This window comes from Polaromonas sp. P4_F4, assembly GCF_056401355.1.
The window spans coordinates 98271-119630 of record NZ_JBFUJO010000001.1 but is presented as its reverse complement, the minus strand read 5'-3'; the positions used below and the strand labels follow the sequence as shown (position 1 = coordinate 119630).

Sequence of the window (21360 nt, the reverse complement as noted above, 5' to 3'; positions counted from 1 at the left end):
CAGTCCTTGGGGTCCTTTGGTATCGGGGTTCACAGCGTGTAATCCACCGCCGCCCATTCAAAGTAGGGCTTGAGATCGGCTATCAGGGCCTGGTGCAAGGGGTGGAACAGATACTCGTTCAGCGCGCTTGCGTCGTCAAATTGCGATTCGAGCACGTAACCCCAGCAAATGGGCCGGTCCAGTTCGTTGGTGCTGAGTTTCCAGCCCCGAATGCCGGCAATCTGCGTGCCGAGCGCGTCCATGCGCTCGACCAGCGAGGTCTCCAGCCCGGTATTGGCCGTGACGTCCGGCTTGCGGCGGAACATCACGATGTGGTTCAGCATGGCTGTCCGTTGCGGGCCAGCAGCCAGGCCGGCGCGTCCTGCAGGGCCACAGGGCGCAGAAAGCGCTCCATCGCCGCGTCACCCACCGAGGTGGTCATGGGCTGGGTCGACGAAGGCCATGGGCCGCCGTGCTGCTGCGCGGCCGTGACGGCCACACCCGTGGGCACACCGGCGAACAGCACGCGTCCCGCAATGGCTGTGGCGCCGCGCACCAGTGCGCGGGTGTCGGCGTTGTCGTCTTCCGCACCCCAGAGGGTCACCGTCAGGCTGCCACCCACGGCGTGCAGCACGTCGAGCACCTGCGCGATGGAATCGGCACGCACGATCAGGCTGGACGGGCCGAACAGCTCTTCGCGCAACTCGGTTTTGGCGATGAAATTCACGGCGTCCACCTGGGCCAGGAAAGGCCGCGGCGCCTCGGCGCTGCCGGCTTCTTGCAGCAGGGGATGTACGCCGGCGGCGGTCATGTGGGCTACGCCGGCATCGAAGGCGCTGCGCATGCCCGGGGTCAGCATGGCATGGGGTTTTTGCGTGGCCAGGGCGCTGGTCAGCTGCTGCATAAACGCATCGCTCGCAGGGTCCTTGAGCAGCACGATCACACCGGGACTGGTACAGAACTGGCCGCATCCGAGGGAAATCGATCCGGCGAGCACGGCGGCCAGTTCGGCTCCGCGTGCAGCGAGGATGCCGGGCAGAGCGATAACGGGGTTGGTCGATCCCAGTTCGCCATAAAACGGAATCGGGCGTGGCCGGGCGTTGGCCTCGGCCTGCAAGGCCGCGCCGCCGCGCGTCGAGCCGGTGAAGGCGCCGGCGGCCATCGCCGGGTGGCGCACCAGACGCACGCCCACATCGGAGCCACCGCCCTGGATCATGCCGATCAGCCCCGCGGGCAGGTTTTGGGCCTTGAGGACTTGCTGGACCAGGCCAAATACCCGGTTTGACAACAGCAGGTGGCCCGAGTGGGCCTTGACGACCACCGGGCAACCGGCGGCCAGTGCCGAAGCGGTGTCGCCACCCAGCACCGAGAACGCGAAGGGGAAATTGCTGGCCGAGAACATGGCGACAGGGCCCAGCGGCACGCGCAGGCGGACCATGGCGGGGTGACCGGCGGGCGGGGGGCCGGCCACGGCGGGATCATCCGTGGTGGCAAAGGGCACGCCGCGCTCGGCGATATCGGCAAAGCGGCGCAACTGGAAGGCGGTGCGGTCGAGTTCGCCATTGAGCCGCACCGGGCCCAGTGCGGTTTCCTCGTCGGCCACGGCGACCAGGTCTTCCCGGTCAGCTTCCAGCGCGGCGGCGAGCGCACGCAGCAGCGCCGCGCGGGTGTTGCCGGTGCTGGCTGACCAGCTGGCAAAGGCCGCGTGGGCAGCGGCCGCGGCGGCATCGACCTGCTCCGGCGTGGTTGCGGGCAGAGGCGCGCCAAGGGGTTCGCCTGTGCGGGCTGTAAAAGATTGCAGGGTTTTCATGGGCAAGGTAATGGTTTGGATGGCTAAATTGAAAGAAAAAGTGCCCTGATCGGGACGGGCGGACGCTTCAATTGCTGGCAGTTTGTGCTATATGTTAGCGCTAACAATTGGCATGGACATTAGTATAAACACTTGCCCTGGAGAAAAAATGGCGTTGAAAAGGTGGAGGGGCGGGTGGTAATCGTCCCGGCCCGCGAAGTCTCGCAAAGTCCACCAAGGCAAGTCCGCTCATGCTGGCATTGCGGTCATTGACCGCACCCTGTACGAAGCACTGCCGAAGCTGGTGGCTTGCTTTTGGGCATGGGGTGTTTGGTCGTTTAACAGAGGTAGAGGTGATAGCGGGCGCGTGGAACTGGCAGGGCTGCAGGCGCCGCCAACGGCTGGATCGATTGGCCGTTTCATCCTCGCGACGCTGGTTTTGAGTCAAAAGTGTCATGACGCCAGAAATCGTCATTCATTATTGAAACCGGGCAATAAAAAAGCCCGCCGAAGCGGGCTCCTGATGCGCAAGACACCTTATTTGGATGCTGGCGTTGCTGGTGCTGCCGGAGCCATGGGTGTGGCCGCCATTGGTGCAGGCGTCACCGGAGCTGGCGCAGACACTGCTGCAGGCGCCGCCACCGGCATGACCGGCGCTGCGTTGGCCGGTCCGCCATGGAACTTCATCATCAATGGCACGATCAGCAGCGCCACGATGTTGATGATCTTGATCAACGGGTTCACGGCCGGACCAGCGGTGTCCTTGTAGGGGTCGCCCACGGTGTCGCCGGTCACGGCGGCCTTGTGCGCTTCCGAACCCTTGCCGCCATGGTTGCCGTCTTCAATGTATTTCTTGGCGTTGTCCCAGGCACCGCCACCGGTGCACATCGAGATCGCCACGAACAGGCCGGTCACGATGGTGCCCATCAGCATGCCGCCCAGCGCCTTGGGGCCCAGCACCAGGCCGACCAGGATAGGCACCACCACCGGCAGCAGCGACGGGATCACCATTTCCTTGATCGCCGCGGTGGTCAGCATGTCCACGGCCTTGCCGTACTCGGGCTTTGCCGTGCCTTCCATGATGCCTTTGATCTCGCGGAACTGGCGGCGCACTTCCACCACCACCGAGCCGGCGGCGCGGCCCACGGCCTCCATCGCCATGGCGCCGAACAGGTAGGGGATCAGGCCGCCGATGAACAGGCCCACGATCACCATCGGGTCGCTCAGATCAAAGCTGATGGCGTTGCCATAGCCTTCCAGCTTGTGGGTGTAGTCGGCAAACAGCACCAGCGCGGCCAGGCCGGCCGAGCCGATGGCGTAGCCCTTGGTCACGGCCTTGGTGGTGTTGCCCACCGCGTCCAGCGGGTCGGTGATCTCTCGTACGCTGGCGGGCAATTTGGACATTTCGGCAATGCCGCCGGCGTTGTCAGTGATCGGGCCATAGGCGTCCAGCGCCACCACAATGCCGGCCATGCTCAGCATGGCGGTGGCTGCGGTGGCAATGCCGTACAGGCCGGCCAGCGAATAGGCCGTCATGATGGCGATACAGACGCAGAGCACCGGCCACGCGGTGGAACGCATGGACACGCCCAGACCCGCAATGATGTTGGTGCCATGACCGGTGGTGGAAGCTTGCGCGATGTGCTGCACCGGCGAGTACTGAGTGCCGGTGTAGAACTCGGTGATCCAGACCAGCGCACCGGTGAGTATCAGGCCGACGGCGCAGGCGCCGAACAGGCGTATCTGCGTGCCGGAGGCGGCAATCGCGTTGTCAGGCATCAGCCACATCGTGACGAAGTAGAAGGCGATCAGCGACAGCACGCCGGCCACGGCCAGGCCCCTGTACAGCGCCGGCATCACGTTCTTCATGCCGGGCGAAGCCTTGACGAAGAAGCAGCCGATGATGGACGCCACGATGGACACGGCACCGAGTGCCAGCGGGTAGACCACAGCGTTGAGCGGGGCAGCCGCCACCAGCAGGGCGCCCAGCACCATGGTGGCAATCAGCGTCACCGCGTAGGTTTCAAACAGGTCGGCCGCCATGCCGGCGCAGTCGCCCACGTTGTCGCCCACGTTGTCGGCGATCACGGCCGGGTTGCGCGGATCATCTTCGGGAATGCCGGCTTCGACCTTGCCCACCAGATCGGCGCCGACGTCAGCGCCCTTGGTGAAAATGCCGCCGCCCAGACGGGCGAAGATCGAGATCAGCGAAGCGCCGAAGGCCAGGCCGATCAGCGGGTTGAGCAATTCAGCCAGCTTGCGGTCGGGCGTGTAGTTGCCGTTGCCCACCAGGAACCAGTAAAAGGAGGTCACACCCAGCAGGCCGAGACCGACCACCAGCATGCCGGTGATGGCGCCGCCGCGAAAGGCGACGTCGAGTGCCGGGCCAATGCCGCGGGTGGCGGCCTGTGCGGTGCGTACATTGGCGCGCACCGATACATTCATGCCAATGAAGCCGCAGGCCCCTGACAGCACGGCTCCGATCACAAAGCCGATGGCGGTTTTTCCATCCAGGAAGAAGCCGATCAGCAGGGCCAGGACCACGCCAGCAATCGCGATGGTTTTGTACTGCCGGGCCAGGTAGGCCGCGGCGCCGGTCTGGATGGCGGCCGCAATTTCCTGCATGCGTGCATTGCCGGCGTCCTGGGAAAGAATCCAGCTGCGTGCCCAGATGCCGTACCCCACGGCAATAAGCCCGCAGACGAGCGCAAGAATGAGCGCTGAGTTGCCTGTCATAGAGATCTCCTTGTTTTTCGCTTGGAGGGGGTAGCAACGCTAGTGTGGTGTGAAACCCCCGCTGCGTTGCTTCCTCGCTGCTTCCAACATGCTTGGAGACGATTGGCCAACTCGCGCAATTTACTGCCAAAACATGACAAATTGACGACCCGTAAGGTATGAATCAGTAAAATGAGGGTAAATCCTGAGTAGCTAAATCCAGCGGTTGACTCCCTCAGCCAACACCGCCTGCTGCAACGTTTCGTGTTCCTGTCTTTCCCTCTTTTTTTTATCAACATCAATCGACCATGTCCCTAGATAAAGTTTCTCCTGGAAAAAACGTTCCTGATTCCTTCAATGTGATCATCGAAATCCCGATGAACGCTGACCCGGTGAAATACGAAGTCGACAAGGAGTCGGGCGCGATTTTTGTGGACCGCTTCATGAGCACGTCCATGCACTACCCGACCAACTACGGCTATGTGCCCAAAACCATCAGCGGCGATGGCGACCCGGTGGATGTGCTGGTCATCACGCCCGTTCCGCTGATTCCCGGCGTGGTGGTGACTTGCCGCGTGATCGGCATTTTGAAAATGACCGACGAGGCTGGCGAAGACGGCAAGGTGCTGGCCGTGCCCATCGACAAGAAGTGCTCGCTCTACAGTCATTGGCAAAAGCCTGAAGACATGAACCCGCTGCGCCTGAAAACCATCGCGCATTTCTTTGAGCACTACAAAGACCTCGAAGAGGGCAAATGGGTCAAAGTGCAGGGATGGGAAGGCCCGGAGGCTGCGAAGAAGGAAATTACCGACGGCATTGCCAACTACGCCAAGGCGAACAAGGCCTGAGGCCAGGGGCTGGTAAATTGCTGAAGGGGCTGGCGCTTTTTTGGTGCTCTTGCCTCTTCAACTTCAGATAGATCCAGGATGGCTATAAAAAAGATAGCAAAAAACCACCGCACACATCTTGCAAAAAGCGCCTGCACTGAACTGTGCAGGCGCTTTTTTATGGCGCCTGGTCGTGGCAGGGGTGTCCGAACCGGCGCATTGCGGACTTTTCAGCGCGTGGCGCCAGGGTGGGATGTCAGGATGCCTGGCAACTTCACACCACGGCCATGCCGGCGCAGGATTCCGCGCATTTCCGGCAGGCCTGCACGCAGTCATCCATCTCGCCAATGGCTTCGCAACTGGTGGCGCAAGCCTCGCAAATTTCGGCGCACAGGGCGCAAAGTTTGGGCACGTACTCAGAGCCGCTGAGCTGCAAATTGGCCGATGTCTGGCAGATATCCGCACAGGTCAGCATCAGGCTGAAATGGTCGGGGTCGATGTGCTTGCCGCCGACCTGGAGGCAATGCGTCATGGCCGTCTGCAGGCACACCTGGTGGCAGTGGGTACAGGCCTCGATACAAGGCTGCATGCTGGTGATGGTGTGGTCCATTGAATGTTCCGCGATGAAGTGCGTGGCCATTCATTGTGGGTCGCGCAGCCATCCCGCGGCTAGCAGACGGTGTCAACTGTTGTTGTAGGCGCGGGCTGACGCCGCCACCTGTTTGAGGCCAGCGACTGCCCGCAAGGCGGTGCTCAGGCGGTGCGTGCCGGATCGGGATAAATCAGGCCGTGGATTCGGCCTCTGCGGCCTTTGTCTTCTGCTGCAAAGGGGCGCCACTGGCCCTCGGCCTGCGCCAGACGGTCGGCGATGGCCCACCAGGCGCTGGGATTGACTCCCAGTCCAATGTGGCTGGCCACCACCTCGATGTTCTCGGTGTAAGGGTTGCTCGTGCAGGGCGACTGAATGCTCCCTTGCCAGGCCACAATGCCATCGGTGCGCGAATAGATGCTGGTGGTTGGCACCGGCGGTGCGGTGGGCAGGTCGTAGTTTTCCGCTTCGCGCTCAATGCTGCGGCCGCTCACCAGTTCGTAAATACGCCAGGCGTTGGTGGATTTGTGTGAAGCGGAAAAGGGCGTTCCCAATGTGATCACGCCGCGCACCATGTGAGGCAATTCCTTGGCCAGTTCCCGCGCGTACACGCCGCCCAGGCTCCAGCCGACCAGGCTGACCTTGCGACCGGTGGATTCAAAAGTGCGCGTGAGCTGGGCCTTGGCTTCGTCAATCACGCCGGCGCGCGGGCCCAGGTTGAAACCCTGCTCCCAGCCCCAGGCCTTGTAGCTGAGCGACTGCAGGTAATGGCGCAGCGGCACGGTGGAGACATCGTTGGCAGAAAGGCCCGGAAACACCATCACGGCATGCCCATCACCCTCGGGCGCGCGTGCCAGCAGCGGCCATGAGGGAAGCAGGGCGCCAAATTCCCAGACAGCACGCAACTCCAGCGCCAGCAGCCAGGCGCTGGGCGGCGCAATGTCATGCGGGCCTGGCTGGCTTGGGGGTTGTTGTGCGCTGGATGCGTGGGGTGTGGGTTTTTTGCGGAACGTGCTTGCCATGGCTCGGAGCATTGGACGTTTTGGTGCTGTTATGGATGGAAACAGTATCGGGGCGTCTGCGTCTTTTTCCAGAGGGAGGCTCCTCTAACCTGGCTGCGTTGGTCACGTTCAGGACGGCAGTTTTGCGGGTTTTTACGGGTGTTTTTACCGCCGGCGGCCCACTTGGGGTTGCAGCGGGAGCGGGTGCTGTACCGACCATCAATGCCTGCGCTTGCTCGAAAGCAGCTTCGATCGCCTTGGCCAGATCCTGTGTATGCGGCAGCGCTTTCTTGTCGCCAATGATGCCGAAATCAACATGGCCGGCATAGGTCTGGATGGTGATGTTGAGTGCCAGGCCATGCATGATGATGGACAGCGGGTGGAAGGTCAGAAAGCGGGCACCGGCCAGGTACAGGGGCACCGCTGGTCCTGGTACATTGGAAATTGCGAGGTTTGCCACCATCGGCAGGCGGCTGGCCAGGCCGCTTTTGCCATAGGCATTGAGCGCCAGCCTGGCCGCGCCGCCCACCAGCCACGGCGCCAGCAGCGAAGGGTAGTCGGTCGGCAGCAGGCCTTTCAGGCTTTGCAGGGAATCTTTCACCTTGCCTGTGGACGCCATGATGGCGTTCAGGCGCTTGAGGGGATGCGCCAGGTGCGTGCCCAGATCCACCAGGCTCATGCTCACCTGGTTGCCCAGGTTGCTCGTGTCGGTGGCGCCATTTTCACGCAGCGAGACCGGCATGGCCGCCACCAGGGATTTTTTGGGCAGGCTGTGATGCTGCGTGAGGTAATCGCGCAGGGCGGTCGAGCAGATCCACAGCACCACGTCGTTAAACGAGCCGCCCACTGCCTTGCCCATGGCCTTGCATTCAGCCAGCGGAATGGTGGCCGTGACGAAAACCCTGCCCGAGCCTATGCCCGCATTGAACGGCGAGGGCGGCGCCAGCTTCATCGGCATCTTCGGCCGCACGCCGGTGGCCGAACTGCCAAGCGATTGTTTGGCCAGCGTGCGGCCGAGGGTGCCGGCTGCCGCTGGCAATGACCTGGCCACCTTGACCAACTGGCCCAGCGAGCTGGAAAACACCGAGCCGATCATCTTGCCGACCTTGAGATCAGCCTCCAGCCTGCGGCGGCGGCCGGGGTCGGGCGGAGGCACGTCACGTGGCACCGGGCTGACGTCCAGCAGGGCGTTGGCCAGCATCACGCCGCCTTTTCCGTCCAGGGCCGCATGATGGATTTTGGAGAAAAAACCGGCCACGATCTTGCCTCCCTGACTGGCAGGCAGCTTGATGCGGTCAAAAATATAAAACTCCCAGAGCGGAAAGTTGCGGTCAATCAGCTCCCCATGCAATTGCGCGCACAGCTTGTGCACCTCGGCCAGCGTCATGGGTGCAGCGCCTTTTTTCGTGGCGTCGGCGCGGCGAATGTGAAAGCCGATGTCCACCGAGTCAGCCTCAACCCACAGCGGATGACCCAGGTCCAGCGGCATGAACACCAGCTTGCGGCTGAACACTGGCGCCAGGTGCATGCGTTTGGCAATGTGCCTGGTGACTTCTTTATGAAAGCTGCCCTTGAAGCCGGCCGGCAGTTCACACAGGTTCAGCGAGCCCACATGCATGGGCATTTCGGGAGTTTCCAGGTAGAGGAAGGTCGCATCGAGGCCGGTGAGCGATTTCATGGTTATTGTCTCCGTGGAGGACGTTAACCGAGCGGGGAGGGTTGCGACAGTAGGGTTTGCCGTAGAGAAGCCCAACCCAATGAGCCGCTGCGCAGGGACACCCCGGAAGCTGTGGCGCATCGCCCCCAGCCACTGCGTCATGGCACGTCAGGACACCCGCCGTGGCTTTGCGCCTTCGCAAGTACAAGCTGTTGCAATTCAACAGCTAGACCGGTCTCCCTAGAATTTGCTGCGGCGCAACAAAATTACTTGCGAATGTTCTGGTTTTCTCCATAATAGAGTCCATGCTGCACTGCAACATAAATAACCGGAAACGGGTTTATGCAGGGCAGACGCCCAGAACGTCCATCAACCCAGGAGCTTTCAATGACCTACACAGCTGAACAACTCATCGCGACCAACCAAGCTAACGTCGACGCCCTGGAAGGCCTGACGACCCACACTTTTGCCGGATTCGAAAAACTGGTCGAGTTGAACCTGGCGGCCTCCAAGGCTGCTTTGGCTGAATCTTTCAACTACGCGCGAGCCGCTCTGGGCGCCAAAGATGCGCAGCAGCTGCTGGCCCTGCAAACCGGCTTGCTTCAGCCCCTGGCCGAGAAGTCGGCTTCCTATGGCAACCATGTCTACAGCGTTGCCGCTGAAACCGGAGCCGTATTCACCAAGGCTTTTGAAGCCAAGGTGGACGAAGCAAAAAAAGCTTTTGCCGTTGCGGTGGAAAATATGACGAAGAACGCCCCCGCTGGAACCGAGTCCGCTGTTGCTGCTTTCAAGAGCGCTGTGAACGTGAGCCAGAACGCTATCGAAACCGCCCAGGGAACGGCAAAGAAGGCCGTCGAACTGGCTGAGGCCAACTTCACGGCCGTGACCAAGCAGGCTGTCAGTGCAGGCGCCGCTGCTTCCAGGAAGCGTTAATGGTTGATTGGGTTGATTGCCTTACGGCATAAAGGCATAACGGCATCAATAAGCAACTGCTTTCCGGCAGTGAAAACTCTGGAACAGTCCCTCAAGAAATGCCTCGCTATCGCGGGGCATTTTCATTTTTGTTGCTGGCTCCGTTGTTTTTGCGTTTTCCCCTGGCCGATCTTCAGCGGCAGCGGAACTTGTCTCAATTCCTGTCTCAATTCCGCTCGGCATCCGCGAGCATTCCCTGTTCATCATCGGTTAATCCAGCCACAGGCGTAGCCTTGGCCAGTGCCATCCATACCCCCAGCGGCAAGGGCTGTCGTGAGCGCCGGGGCGCTGCGCGGGCGACGGCCAGGCGATCGGCATCCATCACCATGACGCCGCACTCCAGCGGGATCTCATCGGCCGTGCCAATGGGCCGGCCTTTGGCGTCGCAACCCAGTACGTACCAGCATTCGCCGCCCAGGTCCAGATAGGCGGCACGTTTTTCGGGACGGCGAAGGTCGCCCAGCAAGTCGGCGCGATGGACCTTGACCTCGTGAACGATGGGGTCCACATACTCCTGCACCGAGGTATTGCGGATAGAGAACACGTCAGGGCGTGCCATGCACCAGCGCGCTGGCACGCCTTCGCCAGCGGCAGGCAATTGCGCACGTAGGCCGAGGCCACGCCAGGTGATGCGACCTGCGCGCACCATCTCGCAGGCCACGCGCTCTACCAGTGCTTCGTGCTTCGACAATGCCGCGCGGTTGCGTACCAGGGTGGCGGCGAGGTAGGCCACGCCCGTATCGGTGACCCGCAGGGTTTCATGGCCTGCCGGGCCGGCTATGCGCTGCAGCAGGCCGGCCGCCAGCAGTTCAATTTCCAGCACATCCTGGCAGGGCCAGCCGGCCGAGCGGTAGACCTCGCGCAGGCGCCGGGCGTGCGCGCGGCCGAGCGGCGCAGTAAACGATGCTTCCAGGGGGGTGGTGGCGGGCTGGGTGTCGGTCATGGCTCAGAAGTTTCGATTTTGCCTCGCAGCTGGGGCATATGCACTGCATGGTCGCTGCATGGCCAGGATTCGCGGCAAGGGGGCAGGCTCTACCGGCCGCAATGAAATCACACGTGCCCGACGGCCACCCTGCGTGCTAATCTTGACACTGATTTGTCCCCGTTCTTCACATTGATCATGGCCACACAGCATGCAGACATCAGGTGCATCTCTATCCAGCCTGTTGGCCCGATAGCCCCCGGCTTGCAAGCCCTGCCGTATTCATCCGGCGTCGAAAGAGAGGTCCAGCATGCATAACCACGCTTGGTATTCCCGATTTGCGAAGGCGGCGGCGCATTTTTGCGGCCGGCCGAGGGTGTTTGTTCTTGCCGTTGCCGTCATCGCAGCCTGGGTTGTGACCGGACCTCTGTTCGGTTTCAGTGACACCTGGCAATTGGTCATCAATACCGGCACCACGATCATTACCTTCCTGATGGTCTTCCTGATTCAGAACACCCAGAACCGGGATACGGAGGCGATCCAGGTGAAACTCGATGAACTCATTCGTGCAACCCAGGGTGCGCATAACGCGCTTCTCGATCTGGAGGAACTGGAGGAGGGGAGTCTCGATGCATTCCGGGCCAGGTACGAAGCACTTGCCGCGGTAGCGAGGGCGGAGTTAACGCGTGGATTGCAGGACACCGGAACGCCAGAGCCCTGAAGCACCCGTAGTTGAAACGCGCCGCAGTTGAAACACCCGGGAGTGGTGGGTCCGGACCGGCCATTCGGGCAGTTGCTGATTGGAGAGGATTGGTATGAGCCGGTACCAATGTGCCCTCAGCCGCGAATCTCAAACCGCGCATCTCCCATCTTTTTGCCCAATGGCCTGAACGCGGCCACGATGGCATCGGCTTCAGCCTTTTCCCACAGCGCGATGACCTGTTGCTCAGCCTCGGCTAGCGATTCAAGGGGCGAGTTTTCGTTGAGTGTGCGCACGAGCAGGCAGGCCTGCAGCGTGGGCAGCACGCTATCGGGCCCGCCCAAGGCAAATTCAAGGGCCATGCGAAAGCGCAGTTCGGCGGCGCTCCGCTGGGCGGCGCTCAGGCCGGGGGCGTCGACCAGTTTGACGGTGTAGGCGGCGGGGGGGGGGCAGTAGTCATGGCCAATTGTCGCGGGCGAATGACGCCATCCGGGCGCCATCAGGCAGTTTGTGTCTGGCGGGTGCGCCGTCCTACAGTGAAATCACTGGTGTCTGACAGCAGGCGTGCATGCTAGTCTTTAAATTAACTCATCTCCTCTCCTCCTTCAGACTTCCGATTGCCCATGGCCATACAAAATGCAGACCTCAGCCGACCCGACGCCAAACCTGCCAGCCCGGCAGCTCCAGCGTTACAAACCTCGGCTTCAGCAGCGAAACAGCCTGCACCGTCCGGGAAAACCGCCCATGCCTGGCCATTCATGGTGCGTCCGGGAGATGAGGCGAAGGCGCAGTGACGTAGTGAATGACGGGTGCCCTGCCTGGATGGCGCCTTACGTGGCCTGCCTGAAGGGGCTGCGCCGCTCCAGCTCTTCCATGTAGTTTTCAATTCCTGCGCCTTCGCGGGCGAGGAAGCGCTCGACGGCGTCGGCAAACGAGGGGTGTGCCAGCCAGTGGGCGCTGGTGGTTTTGACAGGCAACAGGGCTCTGGCCATTTTGTGCTCGCCCTGCGCGCCACCTTCAAAGCGCTGGTAGCCGTGTTCTATGCACCAGGCCAGCGGCTGGTAGTAACAGGCTTCAAAGTGCAGGCAGTCGACCCGCTCCAGGGCGCCCCAGTAGCGGCCATAGGCTATTTTGGGTGAATTTTTTAAGTTCGACTGATCTGTAGCCTCAGCCCCTGTAGATCCTGGATCGACAGCTATCAAACTAGTAGCTATTTTGCGTCCCCGTCGTTCCGCTACAAATAGCAGCCAGTTCTCGGGCATGGTGCGGGCCATGCGCGCGAAGAAGTCGCGGCTGAGATATGGCGCGTTGCCATGCTCGTAATAGGTGCGTTCGTAGCACCGGTAAAAGAAGTCCCAGTCCCCTTTGCTGATGCCCTCGCCCAGAGACCAGCGGAAGGTCACGCCAGCTTCAGCGACCTTGCGTCGCTCCTGACGGATTTTTTTGCGCTTTTCCTGGCTGAGGGTCATCAGGAAGTCGTCGAAGTCGCGGTAGCCGCATCCGCTATCGTTTTGGCAAGAAGTGTCTCCGGTGCTCCCTGAGCTGCCTGTCCTGTGCAGCACCGAAAGGGCGGAAGAGCTGACCGAGGCGGGAGTTGCACCGGCAGGCTCAGCCCGACCGGAACCGGTTTCAGTGGTCGGGGGGAGGTTATTGCTTTTGCTTTTGTTCTGCCAGTGAAACTGCACGTTGTGGCGCAGCATCAAGCCTGCTTCTTCGCAGGCCGCTACGTCCTCGTCGGCGGCAAACAGCAGGTGCAGTGACGACAGCTTTTCTTTTTCGCACCAGGCCACGAGCGCCTGGATCAGCAATGTGCGTGTCGCCGCGTCGCGTGCGAGCAGCCGCGCGCCGGGTACCGGGGTGAAGGGCGGGGCAACCACGGCTTTGGGGTAGTAGGCCAGGCCGTGTTGCTGGTAGGCGTTGGCCCAGGCCCAATCAAATACGTATTCGCCGTAGGAGTGGGTCTTGAGGTAAAGCGCGCAGGCGCCCGCCAGCACATCGCCCTGCCAGAGGGTGATGATGCGGGGCGTCCAGCCGGTCTCGGGCGTGGCGCTGCCGCTCTCATGCATTGCCGCCAGGTATTCATGGCGCATGAAGGGGTTCATGCCGCTGTCCGGACTTTGCGCCATCAGCAGGGAATTCCACGCAGTGCTGCTGATTGCCAGCGGCGAATCCAGCACGCGGATGACATAATTGTTTTCAGGCACGCAATCCCCCATACACCCTGAGTTCAGCCTGCCCTGAGCTTGTCGCCGGGGCCAGGGGTTGTGTGCATTGATTGACCAAGGCTTCGACAAGCTCAGCCCGAACGGAATTTGTTGTTTTCATGACCCTCAAAATCTGCGTTGCCCAATTGAACTACTGCGTGGGCGACATGCCGGGTAACGCGCAAAAAATCATTGATGCGGCCCGCACTGCCTATGCGGATGGTGTGCGCTTGCTGCTCACGCCCGAGATGGCGATTTGCGGCTACGCGGCCGAAGACCTGTTTTTGCGCCCATCTTTCATCCAAGCCTGTGATGATGCCGTGAATCTGGTGGCCCGTGAGCTGGCCGGGTTAAAAGGCCTGACGGTGGTGGTGGGCACACCTACGCGCGGCGACAACGGCAAGGGCCTGCGCACCAAGAGCGTGGAAGTACAGCAGCGCTACAACGCCGCCAAGGTGTTGCATGAAGGGCGCACCCTTGAAACCTATGCCAAGCGTGAGCTGCCCAATTACCAGGTGTTTGACGAGCGCCGCTACTTCACACCCGGGCAAGGCGTGTGCGTGTTTCAGGCCGGGGAGGGCGAAGACGCTATCAGCATCGGCCTGCTGATCTGCGAAGACGCCTGGTTTGAAGAACCGGCGCGGCTGGCCAAAGCGGCCGGCGCCGAACTGCTGGCCGTCATTAACGCCTCGCCGTTCCACGTGGGCAAGGGAGGCGAGCGCGAGCTGATGATGCGCAGCCGGGTGCAGGCCACCGGCCTGCCGCTGGTCTATGCGCATCTGGTGGGTGGTCAGGACGAGATCGTGTTCGAAGGCCATTCGTTTGCACTGCAAGCCGACGGCGCATTGGCCGGACGGGCTGAAAGTTTCAAGGAGAATTTTTTTGTAGTTCAGGCGGAACGTACGCCGGATGCTATCAAATTAGTAGCTGATATTGAACCAGATCGCAGCAACGAAGCCGACTTGTGGGACGCGCTCGTGCTCGGCGTGCGCGATTACCTGGGCAAAAATGGCTTTCCAGGCGCGATTCTGGGCCTGTCAGGTGGCATCGACTCAGCTCTGGTGCTGGCCATCGCGGTGGACGCGCTGGGCGCCGACAAGGTGCGTACGGTCATGATGCCGTCCCCTTATACGGCTGACATTTCATGGGTGGATGCGCGTGAGATGGCGCAGCGCCTGAAGGTGCGCTATGACGAGATTTCCATTGTTCCCGAGTTTGAAGCTTTCAAGGGCTCGCTGGCCCATGAGTTCAAGGGCCTGAAGGAAGACACAACCGAAGAAAACATCCAGGCGCGCATTCGCGGGGTGTTTCTGATGGCGCTGAGCAACAAGTTTGGCTCCATCGTGCTCACCACCGGCAACAAGAGCGAGATGGCCACCGGGTATTGCACGCTGTATGGCGACATGGCTGGCGGCTTTGCGGTCATCAAGGATCTTGCCAAGACGACGGTGTTCAAGCTGGCGCGCTGGCGCAACGAAAATGATCCGTATGGGACGGGTGCCAATCCGATTCCCGAGCGTGTCATCACGCGGCCGCCGAGTGCCGAGCTGCGCCCCGACCAGACCGACCAGGACAGCCTGCCGCCCTACGAGGTGCTGGACGCGATCCTGGAGCGCTACATGGAAAACGACCAGAGCGTGGAAGCCATCATTGCCGCCGGCTATGAGCGCGCGGTAGTTGAGCGCGTGGCCAGGCTCATCAAGATCAACGAGTACAAACGCCGCCAGGCCCCGGTGGGCATCCGGGTCACACACCGCAGTTTTGGCAAGGATTGGCGCTATCCTATTACCAGCAAATTTCGCGCCTAGAGCCGGGCTTGGGAGCCGCATTGGCGCTACATTCAAGGCAGTAGCCAATATTCAGAATTCAGAACCAACGGAGATCTTTCAGTGAAACAAATTACCGCGATCCTTAAACCCTTCAAGCTGGAAGAAGTCCGGGAGGCCCTCGCTGAATGTGGGGTCACTGGCCTCACCGTGACCGAAGTCAAGGGTTTCGGTCGCCAGAAAGGCCATACCGAACTCTACCGTGGCGCCGAATACGTGGTCGACTTCCTGCCCAAGGTCAAGGTGGAAGTGGTCGTGAAAACCGACGACGTGGAACGCTGCGTGGACGCCATCGTGCGCGCGGCACGCACCGGCAAGATCGGCGACGGCAAGATTTTCATCACCGCCGTCGAGCGCACGGTGCGTATCCGTACCGGCGAAGAGGACGAAGCGGCCGTTTAACCGGCCCCCACGCCCGTCACTTCGTGTATGAGGCGGCCCTTCGCTGCGTTCGGTGGCTACGGCGTTCTGCCGGGCAGCGTTAAATCTGGTCCAGCCGTGCGGTGGACGCCGTCATGCCCGCCGCCTGCACCAGTTGCTCCAGCAGCGCCTGCGCGTCCTGGCCGGTGCAAATCAGTTCCATCTGCCAGTCGCTCATGAAGCCGCTTTTGACGGCAGAGCCCAGAAACGCCAGCAGGCTGTCGTAATGGCCGGCCATGTTGAGCAGGCCCACGGGTTTGTCGTGGTAGCCGAGCTGGCGCCAGGTCCAGACTTCAAAAAACTCCTCCAGTGTGCCGATGCCGCCCGGCAGCGCCAAAAACGCATCGGCATGCTCAGCCATGATGCGCTTGCGCTCGTGCATGGTGTCCACTATGTGCAGCTCTGTGCAACCGGTATGGGCCCATTCCTTTTCCACCAGTGCCTTGGGAATCACGCCCAGCACGCGCCCACCCGCTGCCAGTGCAGCGTCTGCCATGATGCCCATCAGCCCATTGCGGCCACCGCCGTAGACCAGCTGGCCGCCGTGTCTGCCTATCCAGCTGCCGACTTCACGCGCCACCGCGGCAAATTCAGGGGTATTTCCGGGCCGGGAGCCGCAGTAGACACAGACGGAAAAAGCGGGTTTCAGGGTGCTGGAATTCATGCTGCAAACCGCTGAAACAGGGCCAGAGCCCACGTGCCTGCGCAAAGCAGCAGGCTGAGCAGCACGGCGGCGCTGCCCATGTCCTTGGCGCGCTTGGAAAGGTCATGCCACTCGGGACCAATGCGGTCAATCGCGGTTTCAATCCCGGTATTGAGCAACTCGACAATCATGATGAGAATGACCGTGCCGGCCAGTAAAACGGTTTCGACCCAGGTTCGACCCAACCAGAAGGCGGTCGGAACCAGCACGATGGAGGCAATGGCTTCCTGGCGAAAAGCCACTTCGTGCCAGCCGGCGCGCAAACCGGCGACAGAGTAGCCCAAGGCGTGCCAGACGCGGGAGAGGCCCTTGCGGTGTTTTTGAGGGTTGACGGGGTCGTTGGTGGTCACTCGAGGGATGGTGCTGGCTGCTGCGGTAGCTGAAAACGGGGCTTGTTCGGACATGGGGGCATTGTCTCGCAGCTTTGTGGCATGTTGATGTTAGGACGGATCGGGGGCTACTGGGTTGTTCTTCGGCTTGCGCTTGCCTTCGCGCTTTTGTTTTTCGGGCGCCACCCAGGTCACCAGCCTCGTGCCAGCCCAGGCGTCGTGCCAGAATTGCCGTTCGGGATGAAAGCGCGCCAAAATCGCCCAAATGGCGACCCAGCCCAGCGTCAATACGCCCCCTTCCGCACCTGAAAGGCCGAGCAGCCAGCTCGCACCGAGCGGCGGCAGAAACCACAGCCAGCTCAGCAGGTAGCGCAGCAGGGCGCGTTGCTGGGTAATGGGAGCGCCGTTTACATCGACCACGCGGATGTTCCAGGTCTTCATGGCAAGTGTCTGGCCTTTCGCCCAGAACCAGACAAAGTAAATGCCGAAAATGACAAAAACAAAGGCCTGCAAGGCATGGCGATTGTCCAGCGCATTGCGCGTCTGGCTAAGGGTGCCGAACAGATAGCCGGCGATGAAGACCACCCCGAACATGAGCAGGCCTTCATAGACCCAGCAGGCCATGCGCCTGGGAAGTGATGGTGTAGGCGGAAGAGGGGTAGGTGTGTTAACCGGAGTGTTGGATACTATCAATTTTATAGCGCCAAGTAGGCGCCCCAAATGGCTGCGGCACTGCTTATTAAATAACCTCGGCCAGTATGCACACTGGCGGGTTCAGCGCTGGGGTGCGGTACCGGGTCGGCTGTTGGCGGCTTCACCCGGGCGCGGTGCCGATGGGTTGCCGGCCTCCGCCGGTTGTGAAGGCATGATTTTAGGCGCAGGCTTGGGGGCCGGCTTGTTGGTATGGGGCGGAACGGCGGCGAGTTTCTGCGGAGCCACCGGCTTGACAGCCGTGGCGGCGCCAGTCGGCTTGGGGCTGGCCTTGGCAGCCAGCTTCTGTTTTTCTTCGGCGCTCAGGGCCTGGTAAGTTTCCCACTTGGCTTTTTTCTCTTCCGGCGTCAATTGCCCGGACAGTTCCTTTGTTTTGCCAAAGTTGAGCCGTGCCTGCGCGCGTTGCTGGGGGCTCAACATGACCCAATCGTTCATGCGGCTGTGCATGGTGGCCTGGCCTTCGGGAGGCAGCGAGGGGTAATTTTTGGAGATTTCCAGCCATTTGCGCTTTTGCCCCTCATTGATGGCGTTCCAGCTTGAAGCCAGCGGCTTGAGCGCCTGCTGCTGCATGGGCGTGAGTTCTGTCCAGGTAGGGCGAGATATGGCGGGCTTGACCTGCGGCGGCGCCAGGGATGGCTTGCCGGTTACCAGTGCGCTGGCGGGGGCTGCAGGCTGGGCTGCCTGGGCGAAACAGAAGGTGGGCAAGGCCAGCAGGCTGCTCACCAGCAGCCCAAGCGACAGCAACCGCAGCCTCAAAACCCGGCCACCCGGCGCTTGGCGCATCAAACAAGGTGGACGGTTCGCTAGCGGTTGGACGTGTAAGGCTGCTTGCGCGATCATTTGAGCAATGAGGAACGTCGGGGCTTAGCGCGTAGCCTTGAGAAACTGGACGAAGCCAGGGTCGGCGAATGCGTCGGGCGGTAGTTCATCGGTCAGCAGGGCCACGTCCACTTCGGCCAGTTCCCGGGCCTGGTTGTCGTTTTGAATCGAATTGATGACCAGCAAGCCGACCACCAGCGCGATGAGCGGCAGCACCGAGGCAATACGGGACCACCAGTTCAGGCCGTCATCGGAACCCCAGGTGAGCGCAGCGCCGCCGCCGGCATTGACAACGCTGCCGGCGGTTTCGGTTTTTGCGATTTTTCGCTGGGAAATCGCTTGGGCGCGGGCAGCACGCAGGCGTTCGGAGACGTCGTAAGGCAGGTCCGCTGCTCCAGAGGACAGGTACGAGACGGTTTTCAGGCCAAAACGATCCTGCAGGATATCGGCTCTTCTTTTATGTAATGAATTAGTCATAGTTTTAAACCTTTGGCGCTCAATGCTTTACTGAGGGCCTGAACTGCACGGGAACAGTGCGTTTTCACGCTTCCTTCCGAGCAACCCATGGCAGCAGCCGTTTCAGCCACATCCATCTCCTCCCAGTAACGCATCAGAAACGCTTCCCGTTGACGGCCGGGCAGCTCCTTGACCGCCAGTTCGATTTCCCGCAATACCTGGGCCCGTTCTGTGGCGTCCTGGGCGCTTTCTGTACCTTCAGAGTTTGTCAGGGCCTCTAAAGTTTCCAGAAGATCGAAATCTCCGTCTTCACCCGGCGATTCGAAGTCGCTCATGTTTGAAAACAGGGCGTTTCGGGTCTTGCGGCGGCGAAACCAGTCCAGGGTGGTGTTGGACAAAATGCGCTGAAACAGCATGGGGAGTTCGGCGGCTGGCTTGTCGCCATAGTGCTGCGCCAGTTTCATCATGCTGTCCTGAACGATATCCAGAGCGGCTTCTTCGTCCCGTACGTGATAAACGCTGCGCTTGAAAGCGCGCTTTTCAACGGTTTTCAGGAAATCAGAAAGTTCTTGTTCAGTTGCCAACGGTTTGGGGTTCCGGTTTGTCCCAGCACTGTCATTATTGTGTTTGCGGATACCGCCTAAACATGCCTGCCAAGCATGTATCTCAAGGATTCAGCCTCAAAATTATCGCATCAGGGTACCTGCGCATAGCCCTCGCCGGACACTTTTTCCGCCATTGCTGCTATTGCGCAACGCGAAATGTCATAATACGGCTTGCAATTCAAACGGCAAACGGGTCATGACTCGGCGGATTATGTCTCTGCTTATGGTTCTGGCCTCAAGTCTCAACGCCGCTTCACAAGAGTGGGCGAAGAGGCACCCAAGGTATTTCGTTAGAGAAATTCACAAAGGTTCATCATGGAAGTCTCCAAGGCGGAAATTGCTTCCGCGGCAGCCGCGTCTGCCAACACAAACGCAAATTCACAGGAACTCCGGGGCGCAGAAATCCTCGTGAAGTCGCTTCAGGCTGAGGGTGTCAAGTACATCTGGGGCTATCCGGGCGGCGCAGTTCTTCATATCTACGATGCTTTTTACAAGCAGGACTCGATCCAGCATATCCTGGTGCGCCACGAGCAGGCTGCGGTGCATGCGGCCGATGGTTATGCGCGTGCTACGGGGGATGTCGGGGTCGCGCTGGTCACCTCCGGCCCGGGCGTAACCAATGCCGTGACCGGCATCGCCACGGCCTATATGGACAGCATCCCGATGGTGATCATCACCGGCCAGGTGCCAACCCACGCTATTGGCCTGGATGCTTTTCAGGAATGCGACACCGTCGGCATTACCCGACCCATCGTCAAGCACAACTTCCTGGTCAAGGACGTGCGCCAGATGGCCGACACGCTTAAAAAGGCGTTCCATATCGCCCGCAGCGGCCGGCCGGGCCCGGTGGTGGTTGACATCCCCAAGGACGTTTCGTTCAACAAGACGTCGTACACCGGCTATCCGCAGAGCGTCGAAATGCGCTCCTACAATCCGGTGCGCAAGGGGCATGGCGGGCAGATCCGCAAGGCGCTGCAACTGCTCATGTCTGCCAAGCGGCCGTACATCTACACCGGGGGGGGCGTGCTGCTCAGCAATGCTTCGCAGGAGTTGCGCACACTGGTGGACATGCTGGGCTATCCCTGCACCAACACGCTGATGGGGTTGGGCGCCTATCCGGCCAGCGACAAGAAGTTTCTCGGCATGCTGGGAATGCACGGGACCATTGAAGCCAATAACGCGATGCAGCATTGCGATGTGCTGCTGGCGGTAGGGGCCCGTTTTGACGACCGCGTGATTGGGAACCCAAAGCACTTTGCGCAAAACGAACGCAAGATCATTCATGTCGACATTGATCCCTCGAGCATTTCCAAGCGCGTCAAGGTCGATATTCCAATCGTGGGCGATGTCAAGGACGTGCTGACCGAGCTGATCAGCATGATCCGGGAGTCCGGTCTCAAGCCCGATGCCAATGCACTGGGCGGCTGGTGGGAGACGATTGAAGGCTGGCGCAAGCGCGACTGCATGAAGTACAGCATGGGCAAGGGCGATGTGATCAAGCCCCAGCATGTGGTCGAGACGCTCTGGAACATGACCAAGGACGCCGACACCTACATCACTTCGGATGTGGGCCAGCACCAGATGTGGGCCGCGCAATACTACAAGTTTGACCAGCCGCGGCGCTGGATCAATTCGGGTGGCCTGGGGACCATGGGCGTTGGCATTCCCTATGCGATGGGCATCAAGCTGGCCAGACCCGACTCGGAAGTGTTCTGCATCACCGGTGAAGGTTCGGTGCAAATGTGCATTCAGGAACTTTCCACCTGCCTGCAGTACAACACGCCGATCAAGATCGTGTCGCTCAACAACCGCTATCTGGGCATGGTTCGCCAGTGGCAGGAAGTGGAATACGCCGGGCGTTACAGCAGCAGCTACATGGACGCGCTGCCTAATTTCGTGAAGCTGGCCGAAGCCTATGGGCATGTCGGCATGCTGATCGAAAAACCGCAGGATGTGGAACCAGCGCTTCGTGAGGCCCGCAAGCTCAAGGACCGCACGGTGTTCATGGACTTCCGCACGGATCCCACTGAGAACGTGTTCCCGATGGTGCAAGCCGGCAAGGGCATTACGGAAATGCTGCTGGGCTCTGAAGACCTGTAAACCCGCACCGTTCTATTTATCAACCGTCAACTGACG

21 protein-coding genes are annotated in these 21360 nt (G+C 60.9%); 6 read left to right on the top strand and 15 right to left on the bottom strand.

From position 1 onward, the window contains the following. Nucleotides 1-29: 29 nt before the first annotated feature. From AC1DUR_RS00595 to AC1DUR_RS00585, 3 genes are all read right to left on the bottom strand, one after another. A complete protein-coding gene (locus tag AC1DUR_RS00595; RefSeq protein ID WP_477716853.1) occupies nucleotides 30-323 on the bottom strand; it encodes a Dabb family protein in 294 nt (97 codons plus the stop codon). After that, nucleotides 317-1789 (bottom strand): aldehyde dehydrogenase (NADP(+)), encoded by a 1473-nt coding sequence (locus AC1DUR_RS00590; protein ID WP_477716852.1) that lies wholly within the window; start codon nucleotides 1787-1789, stop codon nucleotides 317-319. The genes AC1DUR_RS00595 and AC1DUR_RS00590 overlap by 7 nt, the downstream gene beginning before the upstream one ends. A 516-nt stretch (nucleotides 1790-2305) precedes the next feature. After that, entirely contained in the window at nucleotides 2306-4504 is a 2199-nt protein-coding gene (locus tag AC1DUR_RS00585; RefSeq protein WP_477716851.1) for a sodium-translocating pyrophosphatase, read from the bottom strand. 287 nt (nucleotides 4505-4791) lie between these two features. Here AC1DUR_RS00585 and ppa point away from each other — a divergent pair, with 287 nt between their 5' ends. Further along, nucleotides 4792-5331, top strand: a complete 540-nt coding sequence (gene ppa, locus AC1DUR_RS00580; protein WP_011483221.1) for an inorganic diphosphatase — start codon at nucleotides 4792-4794, stop codon at nucleotides 5329-5331. A gap of 253 nt (nucleotides 5332-5584) precedes the next feature. On the opposite strand, the gene AC1DUR_RS00575 is transcribed toward ppa, so the two are convergent. From AC1DUR_RS00575 to AC1DUR_RS00565, 3 genes are all read right to left on the bottom strand, one after another. Further along, complete coding sequence (locus tag AC1DUR_RS00575; RefSeq protein WP_477716850.1) at nucleotides 5585-5920, bottom strand: four-helix bundle copper-binding protein; 336 nt, start codon at nucleotides 5918-5920, stop codon at nucleotides 5585-5587. A gap of 143 nt (nucleotides 5921-6063) precedes the next feature. Further along, nucleotides 6064-6921 (bottom strand): alpha/beta hydrolase, encoded by an 858-nt coding sequence (locus AC1DUR_RS00570; protein WP_477716849.1) that lies wholly within the window; start codon nucleotides 6919-6921, stop codon nucleotides 6064-6066. Beyond that, nucleotides 6842-8578, bottom strand: coding sequence for a wax ester/triacylglycerol synthase family O-acyltransferase (locus AC1DUR_RS00565; RefSeq protein WP_477716848.1), 1737 nt, complete (start codon nucleotides 8576-8578; stop codon nucleotides 6842-6844). The genes AC1DUR_RS00570 and AC1DUR_RS00565 overlap by 80 nt, the downstream gene beginning before the upstream one ends. A 366-nt stretch (nucleotides 8579-8944) precedes the next feature. On the opposite strand from AC1DUR_RS00565, the gene AC1DUR_RS00560 reads away from it, so the two are divergent. Next, nucleotides 8945-9490 (top strand): phasin family protein, encoded by a 546-nt coding sequence (locus AC1DUR_RS00560; RefSeq protein ID WP_477717220.1) that lies wholly within the window; start codon nucleotides 8945-8947, stop codon nucleotides 9488-9490. Nucleotides 9491-9695: 205 nt separating this feature from the next. Here AC1DUR_RS00560 and AC1DUR_RS00555 read toward each other — a convergent pair whose 3' ends face one another. Then, nucleotides 9696-10472: a hypothetical protein gene (locus AC1DUR_RS00555; protein ID WP_477716847.1), complete on the bottom strand. Its 777-nt coding sequence runs from the start codon at nucleotides 10470-10472 to the stop codon at nucleotides 9696-9698. 289 nt (nucleotides 10473-10761) lie between these two features. Here AC1DUR_RS00555 and AC1DUR_RS00550 point away from each other — a divergent pair, with 289 nt between their 5' ends. Further along, nucleotides 10762-11172 (top strand): low affinity iron permease family protein, encoded by a 411-nt coding sequence (locus tag AC1DUR_RS00550; RefSeq protein WP_477716846.1) that lies wholly within the window; start codon nucleotides 10762-10764, stop codon nucleotides 11170-11172. A gap of 116 nt (nucleotides 11173-11288) precedes the next feature. Here AC1DUR_RS00550 and AC1DUR_RS00545 read toward each other — a convergent pair whose 3' ends face one another. Then, entirely contained in the window at nucleotides 11289-11651 is a 363-nt protein-coding gene (locus tag AC1DUR_RS00545; protein WP_477716845.1) for a hypothetical protein, read from the bottom strand. 330 nt (nucleotides 11652-11981) lie between these two features. Beyond that, entirely contained in the window at nucleotides 11982-13367 is a 1386-nt protein-coding gene (locus tag AC1DUR_RS00540) for a GNAT family N-acetyltransferase (RefSeq protein ID WP_477716844.1), read from the bottom strand. A gap of 107 nt (nucleotides 13368-13474) precedes the next feature. Between AC1DUR_RS00540 and AC1DUR_RS00535 the strand changes: the two genes are divergently transcribed. Continuing rightward, the gene (locus AC1DUR_RS00535; protein ID WP_477716843.1) at nucleotides 13475-15163 is read left to right on the top strand and encodes an NAD+ synthase; all 1689 of its coding nucleotides are present in this window, start codon (nucleotides 13475-13477) and stop codon (nucleotides 15161-15163) included. A gap of 81 nt (nucleotides 15164-15244) precedes the next feature. Further along, nucleotides 15245-15583: a P-II family nitrogen regulator gene (locus AC1DUR_RS00530; protein WP_011483231.1), complete on the top strand. Its 339-nt coding sequence runs from the start codon at nucleotides 15245-15247 to the stop codon at nucleotides 15581-15583. 79 nt (nucleotides 15584-15662) lie between these two features. Here AC1DUR_RS00530 and AC1DUR_RS00525 read toward each other — a convergent pair whose 3' ends face one another. From AC1DUR_RS00525 to AC1DUR_RS00500, 6 genes are all read right to left on the bottom strand, one after another. Continuing rightward, nucleotides 15663-16265 (bottom strand): LOG family protein, encoded by a 603-nt coding sequence (locus AC1DUR_RS00525; RefSeq protein ID WP_477716842.1) that lies wholly within the window; start codon nucleotides 16263-16265, stop codon nucleotides 15663-15665. Then, on the bottom strand, nucleotides 16262-16708 hold the full coding sequence (locus AC1DUR_RS00520; protein ID WP_477716841.1) for a diacylglycerol kinase: 447 nt from the start codon (nucleotides 16706-16708) through the stop codon (nucleotides 16262-16264). Before AC1DUR_RS00520 ends, AC1DUR_RS00525 begins: the two co-directional genes overlap by 4 nt. Before the next feature lie 36 nt (nucleotides 16709-16744). Then, complete coding sequence (locus tag AC1DUR_RS00515) at nucleotides 16745-17323, bottom strand: RDD family protein (RefSeq protein WP_477717219.1); 579 nt, start codon at nucleotides 17321-17323, stop codon at nucleotides 16745-16747. A gap of 84 nt (nucleotides 17324-17407) precedes the next feature. Then, nucleotides 17408-18088: a DUF3106 domain-containing protein gene (locus AC1DUR_RS00510; protein WP_477716840.1), complete on the bottom strand. Its 681-nt coding sequence runs from the start codon at nucleotides 18086-18088 to the stop codon at nucleotides 17408-17410. Nucleotides 18089-18208: 120 nt separating this feature from the next. Then, nucleotides 18209-18640: a DUF3619 family protein gene (locus AC1DUR_RS00505; protein ID WP_477716839.1), complete on the bottom strand. Its 432-nt coding sequence runs from the start codon at nucleotides 18638-18640 to the stop codon at nucleotides 18209-18211. Further along, nucleotides 18637-19203 carry an RNA polymerase sigma factor gene (locus tag AC1DUR_RS00500; protein WP_477716838.1) on the bottom strand — a complete coding sequence of 189 codons (567 nt, stop codon included), beginning with the start codon at nucleotides 19201-19203 and terminating at the stop codon, nucleotides 18637-18639. The genes AC1DUR_RS00505 and AC1DUR_RS00500 overlap by 4 nt, the downstream gene beginning before the upstream one ends. A 336-nt stretch (nucleotides 19204-19539) precedes the next feature. Here AC1DUR_RS00500 and AC1DUR_RS00495 point away from each other — a divergent pair, with 336 nt between their 5' ends. Next, complete coding sequence (locus AC1DUR_RS00495) at nucleotides 19540-21324, top strand: acetolactate synthase 3 catalytic subunit (RefSeq protein WP_477716837.1); 1785 nt, start codon at nucleotides 19540-19542, stop codon at nucleotides 21322-21324. Nucleotides 21325-21360: the final 36 nt, after the last annotated feature.

Bases quoted from the DNA above. Each gene is read 5' to 3' on its own strand.
- AC1DUR_RS00505 (WP_477716839.1), bottom strand. From the start codon at position 18,640: ATGACTAATTCATTACATAAAAGAAGAGCCGATATCCTGCAGGATCGT.
- AC1DUR_RS00550 (WP_477716846.1), top strand. From the start codon at position 10,762: ATGCATAACCACGCTTGGTATTCCCGATTTGCGAAGGCGGCGGCGCAT.
- AC1DUR_RS00590 (WP_477716852.1), bottom strand. From the start codon at position 1,789: ATGAAAACCCTGCAATCTTTTACAGCCCGCACAGGCGAACCCCTTGGC.
- ppa (WP_011483221.1), top strand. From the start codon at position 4,792: ATGTCCCTAGATAAAGTTTCTCCTGGAAAAAACGTTCCTGATTCCTTC.
- AC1DUR_RS00540 (WP_477716844.1), bottom strand. From the start codon at position 13,367: ATGGGGGATTGCGTGCCTGAAAACAATTATGTCATCCGCGTGCTGGAT.
- AC1DUR_RS00520 (WP_477716841.1), bottom strand. From the start codon at position 16,708: ATGTCCGAACAAGCCCCGTTTTCAGCTACCGCAGCAGCCAGCACCATC.
- AC1DUR_RS00555 (WP_477716847.1), bottom strand. From the start codon at position 10,472: ATGACCGACACCCAGCCCGCCACCACCCCCCTGGAAGCATCGTTTACT.
- AC1DUR_RS00545 (WP_477716845.1), bottom strand. From the start codon at position 11,651: ATGGCGCCCGGATGGCGTCATTCGCCCGCGACAATTGGCCATGACTAC.
- AC1DUR_RS00585 (WP_477716851.1), bottom strand. From the start codon at position 4,504: ATGACAGGCAACTCAGCGCTCATTCTTGCGCTCGTCTGCGGGCTTATT.
- AC1DUR_RS00535 (WP_477716843.1), top strand. From the start codon at position 13,475: ATGACCCTCAAAATCTGCGTTGCCCAATTGAACTACTGCGTGGGCGAC.
- AC1DUR_RS00570 (WP_477716849.1), bottom strand. From the start codon at position 6,921: ATGGCAAGCACGTTCCGCAAAAAACCCACACCCCACGCATCCAGCGCA.
- AC1DUR_RS00595 (WP_477716853.1), bottom strand. From the start codon at position 323: ATGCTGAACCACATCGTGATGTTCCGCCGCAAGCCGGACGTCACGGCC.
- AC1DUR_RS00565 (WP_477716848.1), bottom strand. From the start codon at position 8,578: ATGAAATCGCTCACCGGCCTCGATGCGACCTTCCTCTACCTGGAAACT.
- AC1DUR_RS00560 (WP_477717220.1), top strand. From the start codon at position 8,945: ATGACCTACACAGCTGAACAACTCATCGCGACCAACCAAGCTAACGTC.
- AC1DUR_RS00525 (WP_477716842.1), bottom strand. From the start codon at position 16,265: ATGAATTCCAGCACCCTGAAACCCGCTTTTTCCGTCTGTGTCTACTGC.
- AC1DUR_RS00575 (WP_477716850.1), bottom strand. From the start codon at position 5,920: ATGGACCACACCATCACCAGCATGCAGCCTTGTATCGAGGCCTGTACC.
- AC1DUR_RS00495 (WP_477716837.1), top strand. From the start codon at position 19,540: ATGGAAGTCTCCAAGGCGGAAATTGCTTCCGCGGCAGCCGCGTCTGCC.